Genomic DNA, 13,891 nt, shown 5'->3' with positions numbered 1-13,891 from the left:
CCGGCTGCTGGCCGACCGGCTGGGGGTGGCCTTCCGGGACACCGACGACGACATCGTCGCGGCGCAGGGGCGCAGCATCAGCGACATCTTCGTCACCGACGGCGAGGAGACCTTCCGGGCGCTGGAGAAGGCGGCGGTGGCCCGTGCGCTGGACGAGCACGCCGGGGTGCTGGCCCTGGGCGGCGGGGCGGTCCTGGACGCGGGCACCCGGGCGCGGCTGGCCGGGTGCCGGGTGGTCTATCTGTCCATGGAGGTGGACGAGGCCGCGCGGCGTACCGGGCTGGGAGCGGCCCGGCCGTTGCTGGCGGTCAATCCGCGCAAGCAGTGGCGGGAGCTGATGCAGGCCCGCCGGCCTCTGTACGAGGAGGTGGCCACGGTCCAGGTCGCCACCGATCGGCGCACCCCCGAGGAAGTCGCCCAAGCCGCCCTGGAAGCACTGGGACTGGGGGAAGCATGAGCAAGGCATCCCTCCGGATCCGCGTCGACGGCACCGCAGTGCGGCGAACCCCACCAGGTGCTGATCGGTCATCAACTCACCCGAAGAGCAACCGACCTGGGCGACGACGCCGCGAACACCCGCCGCTTTCCTCTTCTGCCGGCCGAGTTCTCGGCGGCAGTTCCATGCCGTTTCCGGAAGAAATGGCAGGCCGTGCTCCGGCGGGAACGGGTGGTGCGCATGTCCCTGCTCGAGCGAACAACGGCATCACGCAGTTCCGCGTAACCGATCCGAAAGGAACCCGATCATGAGCACACCCTTCGAGCCCTACGACCTCGGCGGCATCCGGCTGGCCAACCGCATCGTGATGGCTCCCATGACCCGCAGCCGTGCCTACGGCCCCGGGCAGAGCCCCACCGATCTGATGGCCGTCTACTACGCGCAGCGTGCGAGTGCCGGACTGATCATCACCGAGGGCACCCAGCCGTCGGTCATCGGCCAGGGCTATCCGGACACCCCCGGCATCCATTCCGCCGAGCAGGTCGCGGCCTGGCGCAAGGTCACCGACGCCGTGCACGCCGAGGGCGGCAAGATCTTCCTCCAGGTGCTGCACACCGGACGGATCGGTCACCCGAGCATCACGGGTCTCACGCCCGCCGGTCCTTCCGCGGTCAGGGCCGCGGGGCAGGTGTACACGCACGAGGGACCGCAGGACTTCGTCACACCGCACGAACTGACCGAGGAGGAGATCGAGGAGACGATCGCGGACTTCGTCACCGCCGCGCGCAACGCCGTGGAGGCCGGCTTCGACGGTGTGGAACTGCACGGTGCGAACGGCTATCTGATCCACCAGTTCCTCGCCCCGAACGCCAACCGGCGCACCGACGCCTGGGGCGGCAGCCCCGAGCGGAGGATCCGTTTCGCCGTCGAGACCGCGCAGAGGGTGGTCGAGGCCATCGGCGGCGACAAGGTCGGCTTCCGCATCTCGCCCGGCAACCCGGTCAACGACATCGACGAGAGCGACCGGGCGGACATGGAGGCCACCTACACGATGCTCGTGGAGGCCCTCGCCCCGCTGGGTCTGGTCTACCTGCACCACATGGAGGCAGCCGAGATGCGCGACCTGGGGGTGCGTCTGCGCAAGGCGTGGCCGAGCACCTTCGTCCTCAACCCCTCCACCGGGGCGGAGCCCACCGGCCCCGACGCCCTGAAGCTGATCGAGGACGGCACCGCCGACCTGATCGCCTACGGCGCCCTCTTCCTGGCCAACCCCGACCTTCCCGCCCGCCTCGCCGCGGGCGGCCCCTTCAACACCCCGGACCGTGCCACCTACTACGGGGGCGACCACCGCGGCTACACCGACTACCCCACCCTCGGCTGACACCACCACGGTGCGGGTGCCCTCACCGGGCACCCGCACGCCGGGGTCAGGCCGGCGTGCGGCCAGGAACACCGCGCGGAGCCGGCAGCCATGGGGGCCGTGTCAGTGCCGGTGCCGGTAGTGGTACCGGTACTGCTACCGGTACTGGTCGGACGGCCCCGGCCAGGTCATGAGACGGGCGAACAGGTCGGCCTGTTCGATGGCGTCGTCCAGGGCGTGGTGGGTGTGCCGGCGCCCGGAGAGCAGGTGGCGGGGCATCGTGCCCTTCGCCACCGCCCGCAACGGCACCTCGGCCTTCGTCGCGTACAGCGTCTTCATGTCCATGCAGCCCGAGTGCCCGAAGGGGCTCGAGCCGGTGAAGCGGATCAAGTACCAGTACAGGAACGTCCAGTCGTACGGGGCCGGGTAGCCGCACATCACCGGTTGCGCACCCGCACTGACCTCCCGCACCCAGTCGGTGAACTCGGCCATGGCGACGGCCGGTTCGGCGCCCTGCCGGCTCAGCCGCTCCCGGTCGAGTCCGCTCACGGCCAGCGCCTCGGGCACGAACTCCTCGCTGATGGGCCGAAGTTCGCGGTAGAAGGTGTGCTGCTCGGGGTCGACGGCCGTGAAACCGTCGGTGTCCTGCACCCCGGCGACCGCGGCGCCGAGGCTCAGCAGGGAGTACGGGCCGGGAATCGGACCGTCGGCCTCGATGTCGACGGAGATGTAGAGGCTGGGCTTGCTGCGTCGTCTGGCCATGGGGCCGCAGCATCGCAGGTGGCCGGGACGGCGCGCGACCGGATTCCCGGTGATCGTTCCTGGTGATCGCGCACCGTCGGCCGCAGCCCCCGGGAGCACGGCACGACCCGCCGCCCCCGGAGTGCGGCACGACCGCCGCCCGGCCGTCCGGGTCAGAGACCGAACAGGCCGGGGTCCGAGGCCAGCTCCTTGAAGTGCTCCGCGGGGTTCGCGACCAGCTTCCGCTTCGTGAGGTCCATCAGCCCGCCGACCCCGGTGAGCTCGGCCGCCACGGTGCCGTCGGTCTTGCGTATGGTCTGCCGGATCCGGAACGTCTTCCCCTCGCCCCACTCGAAGGCGCAGGTCACATCGACCTCGTCACCGGCCAGCAGCTCCCGCCGGTACTGGATGGTCGTCTCCAGCGCCACCGGCCCCACACCCCGGGCGAGCAGGTCCTTCTGGCGGATCCCGGCCGCCTGCAGCAACGACCAGCGGGCGTGCTCCGCGTAGTTCAGGTACACGGCCTGGTTGAGGTGTCCCTGCACATCGGTCTCGTACCCGCGGACGGTCACCCGGACGGAAAACGGCTCGCTCACGGCATCCTCTTCTCGGCGTTCACTCGCTCGGGCCACTGCCACGGCCCTGCTTCCTGCAGCCTCCACACTGCCTCACACCCTGCGCGGCGACGCCAGCAGGTACCGGATTCTCGTCCGCGGCTCCGTGTGCTCCCCGGCCTGCCAGCCCGCCCGCTCCAGAACGGTCGCGTACGCCCGCAGCGCCGCGCGGTCCGGCCCGTACACGGCGACCGCCTCCGGCTGCGGGGTCGCCCGCACCCGGTAGCCGTCCGTGCCCGGCCCTTCCGGCTGCTGCCCCGCCGCCTCGAGGGCGAGCGCGGCCGCCCGCACCAGGTGCGTCCGCTCCCAGCCGCACGGCCGGTCGGTGGCGCCGTCCGGGTTGGTCATCCGGCGCAGTTCCAGCAGCCCCTGCCAGGCGCTGCGCACCTCGCGCATCCGCGCGGAGCGGTCGTACGTCTCCTTCTCCCCGCCGACGCGAGCGGAGAACACGCCGCTGTCCGAGGAGGTGTCCTTGGAGGCGGGGGCCTCGGCCGCCTTCCGGGGCGCGGGGGCTTCGGGCGTCTCCTCGCCCCTGCGTATCCGGTGCCCCGCCGGGGTCAGGAAGTGGTCGTGCGGCGGGCGCGGGTGCCGGAAGGCGAGCCCCCGCTTCACCAGCGCCGTGAGCTGCGCCTGCGTCCCCTTGAGCCGCCCGGTCACGGGGTCGGCGGCCTCGATGAGGCGGCGCTGCGCGGCGGTCGGCGGTCGTGTCACGGCGTGCCCCTCCCCGAGTCGTCGATCAGCCCCCTCGCAGGGTACGGGCCGGGTCCGACAGCGAGCCGGAGCCGCTCACGGCGGGGGCGCCGGCCGGACGTTCCACGCCGTGACCACCGGCCGCCCGTGCTCGGTGCCCAGCCGGCACAGCGTCCCCGTGGCCAGCTGGAACAGCGCCCCCGCCGACGGGGCCAGTCCGAGGCGGCGGGCCGTGAGCACCCGCAGAATGTGCCCGTGCGCCACCAGCAGCACGGCGCCCTCGGCATCGGCGGACGCGGCGTCCGCCTTGGCCAGCATCCGGTCGGCCCGCTCCCCGACCTGCTCCACGGTCTCCCCGGGATGCTCCGGCGGCCCCGGCTCCACCCCGTCGGTGAACAGGAACCAGCCGGGCCGGGTGCGCTGGATCTCGGGCGTCGTGACGCCCTCGTAGGCGCCGTAGTCCCACTCCCGCAGATCGGCGTCGACCCGGGCGTCGCGGACCCCGATCAGCTCGGCCGTCTCCCGCGCCCGCCGCAACGGGCTGACGAACGCCACCCCGATCCGGTGCTCCCGGATCAAGGGCGCCAGCCGCCGTGCCTCCTCCCGGCCGTGCTCGGTCAGCGGCACATCGGTCCACCCGGTGTGCCGCCCGGACCGCGACCACTCGGTCTCCCCGTGCCGGACCAGCAAAAGATCACTCACGTCGTGCCCTTTCCGCGGCATTCGTCACCACGGTGTCACACACCGTGCCGGGACACGGGGAACGGACTCGTCCGTTCGGGGGGCGGGAAGGGCGCCCGCGCCCTGACCGGCAGGGGCCGGAACCCGCGCCCGGTGCGGAACCGGGCGCGGACATGTGGTCCGTGTCAGTGACCGGCCGCGTACGACACGAAGGCGGCCCGCTCCTGGGCGCCGAGGGCGAGCCGGGGCCCGTGCACGTTGCACCGAGACCGTGCGGTGCGGGACGGCCCTCCGGCAGGGCGGGCCGCCGAGTGGGCGGCCGGAGGGGGACGAAAGCGCGGACGAGCGGCCGACCGCCGGTACCGGCGAGGAAGACGTCCCCCACGGCGCCAGGTCAGCGATGCCCGGCCCGCGTCTGGCCGCGGTAGTGGTCCAGCACGTCCTGCCGGAGCAGGTGACCGAAGCCGGCCGCCTCCAGGCGGAGGCCGAGCCGGGCCTCGGTCGTGCCGAGCGCGGCGGCGGTGTCGGCGAGGTGCCAGTCGTGGGCGGCGAGACGGCTGAGCAGATGCCCGCGGCGCACCTGGTTCTCCGAGAGCCGGAAGGTCTTGAGGCAGACGGTCCGGCCGTGCTCGTCGGCGATCGCTTCGCCGATGTGGTTGTCCTGCCGGAGGCGGAACGGCGGCAGGAAACGGAAGAGCGTGAAGCGGCCCATGCGCTGCACCCACTGCCAGGTGCGCTCCTGCTCCAGCAGCCCGGACACCATGGTCGTGTCGTGGAAGTCCGCCCACCGCGCGACCTGCTCCCGCGCGGCCTTCCGCAGATCGGCGAGCGACCGGATCCGTGTGTCGTCGATGCGGGACCGGAAGTCCGGCACGGGCGGCATCAGCGTCGCGTAGTGGTGCACCAGGTCGCCGTGGAGGTCCTGCAGCAGGGGCGGGTGCAGGACCCGGTAGCCCTCCGGGTGCGGCACCACGAACGCCGCGGCCGGTGCGTCGGCCAGGTGGACCAGGACCCCGCACTGCCCCGGGTGGATCTCGAAGACGCGCAGCGCGTCGGCCAGTCCGGGGACGTCCGCGCCCAGCCAGGCGGCCTCGACGCGAGGGAAGAGCCCCTGGCGCAGGGCCCGCCGCGACCACTGCTCCCACGCGACGGCGGGGCCGCCGAAGTGCGGGGAGAGACAGCCCTCCAGGGCCAGGTGGAGCGGCAGGAAACACAGCCGGTGCGCGGCCTCCCGGCGCACCGTCCGGCGCTGGACGTGCAGCCGTGCGGCCGTCACCGCCCGCGCCGCCGCGGGACCGTGCCACTCGGCGGTCTCCTGGAGCCGCAGCGTCTCCAGGCGCGTCAGCCGAGGGGCGATGCGCTCCAGGAACACGTCGCGCGGAATGCCGTGCTTCGCCGCGAAGCCCTCGGCGACGGTGTACGGCAGCTCGTAGAGCGCCTCCTGCTCGTGGTGCGCACGCCGCCAGGCCTCCAGGACCGGCGTGTCGTAGCGGGCGCGGCAGTGCGGGGCGAAGAGGAAGGCGCCGAGCTCCTCGTCGCCGGGCGTCAGATGCGTGTGCCGCAGCGCCTCTTTGAGGTCGTTGCGGTACTTGACGGCGTCGAGGGCCGGATCGGGCCGGGTGGACAGCCAGGCGCGCAGCAGGGCGCGGGTGCGGCGGTTGTTCACCCGGGAGCGGCGCAGCGCGCGGAAGAGACCGCAGACGCGCTGCGGAGGCAGCAGGGCCAGCCGCGCGGCGATCAGACGGCCCTCGCGTCGGCGCTGCTCCGCGGTGGCCCCTGCTGGAGCCGGCCGGGGAATGGGGGCACGAACTGCGAGTCAGTGCTTCAGAGGCATGGTCCGGAAGTCGCACCGGAGTCCCGCGGCCGGCCCCGGGACGGCAGCACGGAGCCGGCCATGGATTCGAACAACTTTCGGACATGCGGACATGCGGATGTGCGGATGCGCGACACACGGACGCACAGGCGCACGAACACATGGACCTGCGCGGACGTGCGGACGCACGGCGGGCCCCGCCCCGAGGAGCGGGGCGGGGCCCGTATACGCCGTCAGACGCCCGGCGGCACCCGGGACGGACGGCCCGAGCCGCGGGTCAGGGCGTAGCCGCCTATGCCCGCCAGCGCGGCCAGGACACCGCCCGCACCGGTCCACACCCAGCGGTCGGACCACCAGCCGGAGGACCAGCCGCCGTCCGGCTCGATGCCCGACAGGACGGCCGGCTTCTTCCCGTCCTCGTCGTCCCCGTCCGGCTTCCCGGACGTGACCGCGATCCCCGGCGTCAGCGGCTGCGCGAGCGAACCGTCGACCGCCGCCGCACCGCCGATGTCCTTGGAGTCGACCCGCACTTCGGCATCGATCGGCAGACCCAGGTCGGACACCGGCAGGCCGACCGCCGTGAGCCGGATGTAGTACGTGCCCGGCAGCGGGTCGTTGGCCCATGGCTCCGACCAGGCACGGACCGTGCGCAGCACACAGGCCAGCTCCACGAAGGACGCGCCCTGCGTGACGGTGCGCGTCTGGGCGCCGTACTGGCAGGCCTGGCGGCGCCGCAGTCCGTCGTAGACGTCGATCTGCCAGGTCTGCGAGGCGTGCGACTCGGGCAGCTTCACCTTCGCCCTGACGGTGGGGCGCTGCCCGGCGTCCGCGGCGAACGACCAGTACAGGTAGTCACCGGTGGATCCGGTGGCGGTGGCACGCTGCCCCTGCTCGATCTCCGTCGCCGTGCGGAACGACGTGCCCGCCTCGGTGGGCGCGTCGTCCGACGGACTCGCGGACGGCGAGGAGTCGGCCGCCGCGGGACCCGCGGCCAGCCCGAGCGCCAGCAGGGCCGTGCCCAGTACCCGTGTGATACGCATCAGTTCGTCCTCCAGACCGCGATCCGCCAGCGCGACAGCCAGCCCCACAGCAGACCCGCGAGGAAGCCGGTCAGCACCAGCGCGCCCAGCAGCCACCAGCCGCGCCCGAGGCCGAAGGAGGCCACGTCGCGCGACGTGCCCGGACCGTCCACCACGTCGACGGTCAGCTCCAGCGGCAGACCCGGAGTGGTCTTCACCCCGGCGGCCGGCGAGAAGGAGTGGACGACCTGCAGGCACACCGTCTCGGCCGGTGCGTCCTCCTCGTCGCTCTCGGGCTTCGGATAGCGCAGACCCGTGGAGATCACGTCCGTACGGCCGTTGCCCGCCGCCTCACCGCGCACGATCTCCCGTCCGCTCTTGGTCACGGCGCGCACCAGCAGCCCGTAGCCGGGGGCGACGGCCCGGTCGGCGGCCACGCTCACCGAGGCCCGCAGCTCCTGGCCGGGGTCGACGTCCACCCGGTACCAGCGCTGCTGTCCGAAGCCCTGACGGTCGGTGTAGAGACCGGACTTCAGCGTCGGCGCATCGGCGCACTCGGTCGCGCCCTTCACGGCCACCGGCGTCACCACCGGGTCGGCGGCCCGGTCCACCAACTGGCCGACGCGGTTGCTGAGTTCCTCCTTGTGCCGTACGGAGGTGTAGGTGCCGCCGGTCGCCTCCGCGATGCAGATGAGCTGGTCGCGGGTCTTGGCGTCCGGCACCAGACCGAGGGTGTCGATGGTCAGGCCGATGCCCTTGGCCGCGATCTCACGGGCCACCTCGCACGGGTCCAGCGGCTGACAGGTGTCCTCGCCGTCGGTGATCAGGACGATCCGGCGCAGACCGTCGCCGCCCTCGAGGTCGTCGGCCGCCTTCAGCAGCGCCGGCCCGATCGGGGTCCAGCCGGTCGGGGTCAGCGTCGCCACCGCCGCCTTGGCCTCGGTGCGGTCCAGCGGACCGACGGGATAGAGCAGTTCGGTGTCCTTGCAGCCCTCCTTCCGGTCGTCGCCGGGGTAGTTGGCCCCCAGGGTGCGGATGCCGAGCCGGACCTCCTTCGGGGTCGCGTCGAGCACCTCGTTGAACGCCTGCTTGGCCGCGGCCATCCGCGACTCGCCGTCCATGTCCCGGGTGCGCATCGAACCGCTGACGTCCAGGACGAGTTCGACTTTCGGGGCGTCGCGGTCGTCGGTCTCGTCGGCCACCGCGCCCGCGGGGAAGGCCAAACCTGCTGTCAGGGCGGCGAGCAGAGCGCAAACTCCCGCCGCCAGCCGTTGTCTTGTGATCATCGGCGGATCCTATTGACCGGATGCGCCGGGGGCCAAAACGAGCGGATTGGGCAGCCCGGTCCACTGGTCGCCGGGCGTCCCGGGGGACAGCCGCATCAGCGTCAGTGCCTTGGCCGGCAACGGCTGTACGCACAGCGCCGTCAGGTCCGGGGTGCGCGGCAGGTCCCGTACGGCCGTCTCCAGCGCCGCCCGCAGCGCGGTCCACGACCCGGCCGTCCCGGCCAGCGCGCCCGCCACCAGCGAGCCGAACAGCTTGCGGCGCAGCGCGACCGGGTCGTCGGTGACGATCCGGGCCGGCACCTGCGGTACGGGGATGCCGTGCCGGGCCAGCCGGGCGGGGCTCACCCGGATGTCGGCCAGGTCCCGGTAGACGAGCCGCAGGGGAGCCCCCGACCGGGACAGCACGACGAGCAGGTTCTGACCGTGCGCCTCCAGGGCCACGCCCCACTCCAGCAGACGCAGGCACACGGTGAGGGCCAGCCGGGCGAAGTCGCCCAGCCAGGAGGGCGAGTCGGGCAGACCCGTGGCGGGGAGCGCGGCCACGGGCAGGACGTGTTCCCCCGCCCCGGCGTACGCCTGCGGCGGCTCGCGCCACAGCGCCGCCAGATCGGCGGACCCCGCACCGGCCGCGCCCAGCGTGCGGGTGATGTGCAGCAGACCGTCCGAACGGGCCGCCAGATCCTCGCCGAACGCCGACAGGGCCGCCGACGCGGCGATCGACCCCATCGAGATGTCCCGTACCGACGACGTCAGCCGGGCGGTGAGCGAGGTCTTGACGTGCGGCCCGCCGGGAACGGCCAGGGTGCGCAGGGACATCAGCGGGCGTGCCTCGAGCACCCCGCCCTCGCACCGCCGTTCGAGCACATGCGCCGCCTGCCAGGGGTGCACGGGCATCAGCAGCCGCCCGCCGTCGCGCAGGTCCTCGGGCCACACCCCGCGCACCAGGCACTCGGACGCCCGCACCGGCAGCAGCCCCAGCCCGACCGTCGGCCGGTGCTCGGGCCCGTACGCCAGCTGCTCGGCCACCGAGAAGCCCGGCCGGGAACGGCAGGCGGGGTGGAAGGGATGACCGTCGACCACCCTCTGCTCCCACTCCCAGTCCTCCGCCGGCCACTCCTCCATGGGCGGCAAGGTCCCGGCGGAGGCCGGCTGACCGGCCCGCGACAACGCCAGCGAGGCCACGCTGTGCCCCAGCTCGGCGGCGAGGAAGCCGCCGTGCGGCACCGCGAGGTCGGCCGTCAGACGCGCCGGATCGTCGTAGGCCGTCCCGTCCAGGGACACGGCCGTGACATAGGCGGCCGTGGCGTACGGGTCCGCCGGCGGGCCCTGCAGCCGGCGACCGTCGGCCAGCCGCAGGACCAGCCCGTCCCGGCCGTGCTCCCGGCCGGTGATCCACGGCAGCGGCTCGAAGGCGAGAGCCCGCCACAGCCGGGTCAGCACGGCGGCCCGCGCACCACCCAGATGCGCCTCGTACAAAGGGACGAGACCGGGACGCAGGGCGGCCAGCTCCTCGGCGACCTCGGTCTCGGCGGTCTCGGCGGTCGGGAAACGGTCCACGATCGGGTTCCTCCGCTGCGGGAAAGGCGTCACGGTAACGCGTACCGGGCAGACATACTGATCGCCTCTGCACCGCGCGGACGTAGGGACCGGATGAAGCGCATGGAGCCCACACCCTCCCCGAACGACGTCGCCGAGCGCGCCGACGCCCACGCGACCGCCCCCCTGCTGAACTGCCTGATCCGCGAGGTGGCGCAACCGTACCCGGACCCGGACGGACGGCGGGTGTACCGGCTGCCGGGCGGAGGCAGGCTGCTGCGGGTCGCCGGCGGACGGCGGCCCACCGGACCGGAGGTGTACACGCCGGACGGCTGGCGCCGCATCGGGCACACCGAACTGGTCAAGCTCGTGGCCGAGGAACTGCGCCGGCACACGGGCCTGTCCAACGACGAACTGCCCGCCGAGATGCTCGACAGCCGGGCGGCGGTGGCGGCACTGCTCGCCGCCCGCGACCGGGCACCGGTGCCCGCCGACCCGTACATCCGCTCCGAGCAGGCCCTCGTCACCGGCCACCCGTACCACCCGGCGCCCAAGGCGCGCGGCGGCGGCCCGGTCGCCTCCTGGCTGCCGTACGCACCCGAGGCGCACGCCCGCTTTCCGCTGGTGCTGCTCGCCGTGCGCGAGGACCTGGTCGCCGAGGAGGGCGACACCTCGGCGCTGGACACCCTCGGCCAGGCCCCGCCCGGCTACCGGCTGCTGCCCGCCCACCCCTGGCAGCTCGACCTGGTCGGCCGCGACCTCGCCGGCGCCTTCGCCGACGGCCGGCTGCTGCGGCTCGGCACGACCGCCGTCGAGGTGTGGCCCACGGCGGCGGTCCGCACCGTCCACGTCCCCGGACCGGACGGCGCGGACGGGACCGATCTGTTCCTGAAGTTCAGCCTGGACGTGCGCATCACCAACGACGTGCGCCGGCTGTGGCGGCACGACCTGCTGAGGCTGCGCCGCACGGACACGGCGGTGACCGACGCCTTCGCCGCGCTGGGCGGACCGGCGGCCTGGCTGAGCGACCACGGCTACCGCACCGCCGCCTTCGCCTTCGAGGAGCTGGCCGTCGTCGTCCGCGACGGGCTGGGCCGGCACGTCCTGCCCGGCGCGACCCCGCTGCTCGCCGCGGCCCTCGCCGAGGGCTTCGACGGCAACCCGCTCGACGGCCCGGCGGACTTGACGGTGTGGTGGGAGGCGTATCTGCGCCAGGTCGTGCCCCCGGCCCTCCAGGTCTTCGCCCAGCACGGCGTCGTCCTGGAGGCCCACCTGCAGAACTCCCTGGTCGCCGTGGACGCCGCCGGTCTTCCCGTCCAGGCGCTGTTCCGGGACGCCGAGGGCGTCAAGCTGCTGCCGGACGTCTCCCGGGCCGCCGGATGGGAACGGCTGGTGTACTGCCTGGTCGTCAACCACCTCGGCGAGATCGCCGCCGCCCTCGCCGAACGCCGGCCGGAGCTGGACCCCTGGCCCGCCGTCCGCCGCGAGCTCGCCCGCCACGACCTGCCCGAGATCCCCGCCCTGCTCACCTCGCCCACCCTGCCCGGCAAGACCAACCTCCTGCTGCGCTGGACGGGCGCCGACGGCGCCGCCGCCCGCTACCGGCCCCTGCCGAACCCTCTGGCGGGCGGCTGAGCCCGGGGCGCCGGCCTCCGGTGCTCGCCCGGGCGCGGCCGGCATCCGGGCGTCCGCTGCCCGGGTGTGCCCGGGGACGCCCTCGGAGGGACTCCTTTGGACGGGGGATCGCCCGCGGCGGCGTGCCGCACGGCGTCCGCACGCCGTGAAAAGCGCGGAGAGGGGAGAGGGGAGAACGAACCGGCCCGGTCAGGGCGCGGGGCGAGTCCCTGCCGGGCCGAGGGCCGTACGCCCCCCGGATCCGGGTGACGTCTGCCGCGCGTGTCGCGCGGGGATCCGGTCAGGACGGGGCGTAGGTGAGGCAGTCGACCTCGTTCTGCCGGTATCCGACGGTGATCGCCGGTGCGTGGCACTCGAGACCGACGTTGTGCCGGCAGTCGGCCATCTTGCAGGCGCCGACCCGGCCGGTGGCCGACTGCTCGCCGCCCTGCAAGTCCATGCTCGTGTACGTCTCGCAGGCGGCGCCCAGCTCGCCTCCGACGGTGATGGCGGCGGCGTGACAGGTGTGGTTGGTGTTGTAGGCACAGCTCTCGGCCGCGCAGTTGCTGATGACGGGCAGCTGCATGACGGGTGCGCTTGACATGTGCGTCCTCCTGCACGTCCCGGTCTGCCGCGGCGGGGCACCTGCCGGGTTCTGCGCCGGTGGGAGCCTGCGCGGTTTCTTCCCTCCTGACCACTGTCCGGGACTTCGGCCGCCGCCGCACGTCGGACGCCCCGCACCCGCTGCCCACCGCCCTGACCAGTGGTTTCTCACCCGGCGGCGAACCGGTCGAGTGCCGCGCTCGTCAGCGCGGCGATCGCGGGGCGCAGGGCGCTGCCGATGTGGGGGGCGAAGTGCGGGGAGTGGTTCGGGGGCGGCGGCGAGGCGTCCGGGCCGCCGGCCGTCGCCCGGCGCCACGCGTCCGCGCCCACCACGCCCAGCATCCAGTAGACCAGCGGGACTCCGTGCTGCCCGTGGACACCGGCTCCGGCGTCGCCGAAGAGCGGGAAGTCCTCCGTGGCCATCGAACCCGGCCAGGACAGGACCCGCCCGGCTCCCAGGAGCCCGATGTGGGCGCGCCGTACCGCGTCGGTGGCGTGCGGGTCGCACCGCAGGACGGCCGAGCGGGAGACGACGGTCACCTCGGGTTCCCGCGGGGCGCCCGCGGCGGCGCTCTCGGCGAGGACGATGCGGCGCACGGCGGCCAGTGCCCGGTCGAGGGACGCCTCGCTCGAGGCGCGCACCCCGATGCCGAGTTCGGCGCGGTCCGGTATGACGTTGGCGGCCGTTCCGGCCCGCAGTGTGCCCACGGTCAGTGTCACCTGGTCGGCGGGCGCGGTCTCACGGGCGACGACGGTCTGGAGCCGGGCGACGACGGCGGCCGCGGTGACGACCGGGTCCACCGCCAGGTGCGGGGTGGCGGCGTGACCGCCCCGGCCGTGCAGCACCACGTCGAGCACCGCGCCGGCCGCCGCCGTCGGCGCTCCGGCCGGTGCGTGCGCGACCGTGCCGGAGGGCAGGGGCGCGGCGTGCTGGGCGAGGACGACATCGGGTCTGCCGAACCGCTCGTACAGCCCGTCGCGCAGCATGGCCTCGGCCCCGTCGAGCGTCTCCTCGGCCGGCTGCCCCACCACCAGCAGGGTGCCCCGCCACCGGTCGGACAGACGGGCGAGCAGCTCCGCCGCACCGGCCGCCGCGGCCAGGTGCAGGTCGTGGCCGCACGCGTGCATGACGTCGGTGCGGCTGGCGTACGGCAGCCCGGTCTGCTCGCGCATCGGGAGCGCGTCGAGCTCCGCCCGCAGCCAGACACGGGGCCCGTCCCCGTTGCGGAGCACACCGACGACGCCGTGGCCGCCCACCCCGTGGGTGACCTCGCAGCCCGCCTCCTCCAGGCGCCGGCCGAAGCGGTCGGCGGTGCGGGCCTCCTGCCCGGACGGTTCCGGGTGCGCGTGCAGGTCCAGGTAGAGGGCGAGGGCGGGCCGCAGGACGTCCCCGGCGCGGACGAGGAGGTTCTTCGCGTCCGGGGGCGGCGGGCTGGGCGCGGTAGCGGACGGGGCATGAGCACCGGCCGACGCCGGGGGCGGGGTGTCGTGGCCGCCC

The 13,891-nt window shown here is 74.1% G+C and carries 13 protein-coding genes; 3 read left to right on the top strand and 10 right to left on the bottom strand.

Going from position 1 to position 13,891, the window contains the following annotated elements:
• Nucleotides 1-457, top strand: a 457-nt coding sequence (locus tag CCN35_RS18320) for a shikimate kinase (RefSeq protein WP_086793556.1), incomplete at its 5' end; no start/stop codon positions are given.
• Between the two features lie 286 nt (nt 458-743).
• Nucleotides 744-1,817: an alkene reductase gene (locus CCN35_RS18315; protein ID WP_086793554.1), complete on the top strand. Its 1,074-nt coding sequence runs from the start codon at nt 744-746 to the stop codon at nt 1,815-1,817.
• Nucleotides 1,818-1,952: 135 nt separating this feature from the next.
• Here the strand turns inward: CCN35_RS18315 and CCN35_RS18310 are convergent, their stop codons facing one another.
• From CCN35_RS18310 to CCN35_RS18270, 8 genes are all read right to left on the bottom strand, one after another.
• Entirely contained in the window at nt 1,953-2,558 is a 606-nt protein-coding gene (locus CCN35_RS18310; RefSeq protein WP_067398596.1) for a 3'-5' exonuclease, read from the bottom strand.
• A 152-nt stretch (nt 2,559-2,710) separates the two neighbouring features.
• The gene (locus CCN35_RS18305) at nt 2,711-3,133 is read right to left on the bottom strand and encodes an acyl-CoA thioesterase (RefSeq protein ID WP_067398594.1); all 423 of its coding nucleotides are present in this window, start codon (nt 3,131-3,133) and stop codon (nt 2,711-2,713) included.
• A gap of 72 nt (nt 3,134-3,205) precedes the next feature.
• A complete protein-coding gene (locus CCN35_RS18300; protein WP_067398592.1) occupies nt 3,206-3,862 on the bottom strand; it encodes a hypothetical protein in 657 nt (218 codons plus the stop codon).
• Nucleotides 3,863-3,937: 75 nt separating this feature from the next.
• A complete protein-coding gene (locus tag CCN35_RS18295) occupies nt 3,938-4,543 on the bottom strand; it encodes a histidine phosphatase family protein (RefSeq protein WP_067398590.1) in 606 nt (201 codons plus the stop codon).
• 373 nt (nt 4,544-4,916) lie between these two features.
• A complete protein-coding gene (locus CCN35_RS29585) occupies nt 4,917-6,320 on the bottom strand; it encodes an ARPP-2 domain-containing protein (protein ID WP_245863256.1) in 1,404 nt (467 codons plus the stop codon).
• 248 nt (nt 6,321-6,568) lie between these two features.
• Nucleotides 6,569-7,375, bottom strand: a complete 807-nt coding sequence (locus tag CCN35_RS18280; RefSeq protein WP_086793560.1) for a hypothetical protein — start codon at nt 7,373-7,375, stop codon at nt 6,569-6,571.
• Complete coding sequence (locus CCN35_RS18275) at nt 7,375-8,640, bottom strand: VWA domain-containing protein (RefSeq protein WP_086793553.1); 1,266 nt, start codon at nt 8,638-8,640, stop codon at nt 7,375-7,377. Before CCN35_RS18275 ends, CCN35_RS18280 begins: the two co-directional genes overlap by 1 nt.
• A 9-nt stretch (nt 8,641-8,649) precedes the next feature.
• The gene (locus tag CCN35_RS18270; protein WP_245863254.1) at nt 8,650-10,197 is read right to left on the bottom strand and encodes an IucA/IucC family protein; all 1,548 of its coding nucleotides are present in this window, start codon (nt 10,195-10,197) and stop codon (nt 8,650-8,652) included.
• A gap of 93 nt (nt 10,198-10,290) precedes the next feature.
• On the opposite strand from CCN35_RS18270, the gene CCN35_RS18265 reads away from it, so the two are divergent.
• Entirely contained in the window at nt 10,291-11,811 is a 1,521-nt protein-coding gene (locus tag CCN35_RS18265) for an IucA/IucC family protein (protein ID WP_086793549.1), read from the top strand.
• A gap of 280 nt (nt 11,812-12,091) precedes the next feature.
• Here CCN35_RS18265 and CCN35_RS18260 read toward each other — a convergent pair whose 3' ends face one another.
• Both CCN35_RS18260 and CCN35_RS18255 read right to left on the bottom strand, forming a co-directional pair.
• On the bottom strand, nt 12,092-12,394 hold the full coding sequence (locus CCN35_RS18260) for a DUF1540 domain-containing protein (protein WP_236561111.1): 303 nt from the start codon (nt 12,392-12,394) through the stop codon (nt 12,092-12,094).
• Nucleotides 12,395-12,561: 167 nt separating this feature from the next.
• A partial coding sequence (locus CCN35_RS18255; RefSeq protein WP_425444306.1) for an amidohydrolase occupies nt 12,562-13,891 on the bottom strand: 1,330 nt, incomplete at its 5' end.

The sequence above is a fragment of the Streptomyces thermovulgaris genome (genome assembly GCF_002155915.1).
Lineage (GTDB): Bacteria > Actinomycetota > Actinomycetes > Streptomycetales > Streptomycetaceae > Streptomyces > Streptomyces thermovulgaris.
Note: the sequence above shows the minus strand (reverse complement) of the source record. Positions and strands in the feature narration are given on the sequence as shown.

Excerpts from the sequence above, each read along its gene's own strand:
- CCN35_RS18315 (WP_086793554.1), top strand. The coding sequence starts at position 744 with ATGAGCACACCCTTCGAGCCCTACGACCTCGGCGGCATCCGGCTGGCC.
- CCN35_RS18310 (WP_067398596.1), bottom strand. The coding sequence starts at position 2,558 with ATGGCCAGACGACGCAGCAAGCCCAGCCTCTACATCTCCGTCGACATC.
- CCN35_RS18280 (WP_086793560.1), bottom strand. The coding sequence starts at position 7,375 with ATGCGTATCACACGGGTACTGGGCACGGCCCTGCTGGCGCTCGGGCTG.
- CCN35_RS18275 (WP_086793553.1), bottom strand. The coding sequence starts at position 8,640 with ATGATCACAAGACAACGGCTGGCGGCGGGAGTTTGCGCTCTGCTCGCC.
- CCN35_RS18265 (WP_086793549.1), top strand. The coding sequence starts at position 10,291 with ATGAAGCGCATGGAGCCCACACCCTCCCCGAACGACGTCGCCGAGCGC.
- CCN35_RS18260 (WP_236561111.1), bottom strand. The coding sequence starts at position 12,394 with ATGTCAAGCGCACCCGTCATGCAGCTGCCCGTCATCAGCAACTGCGCG.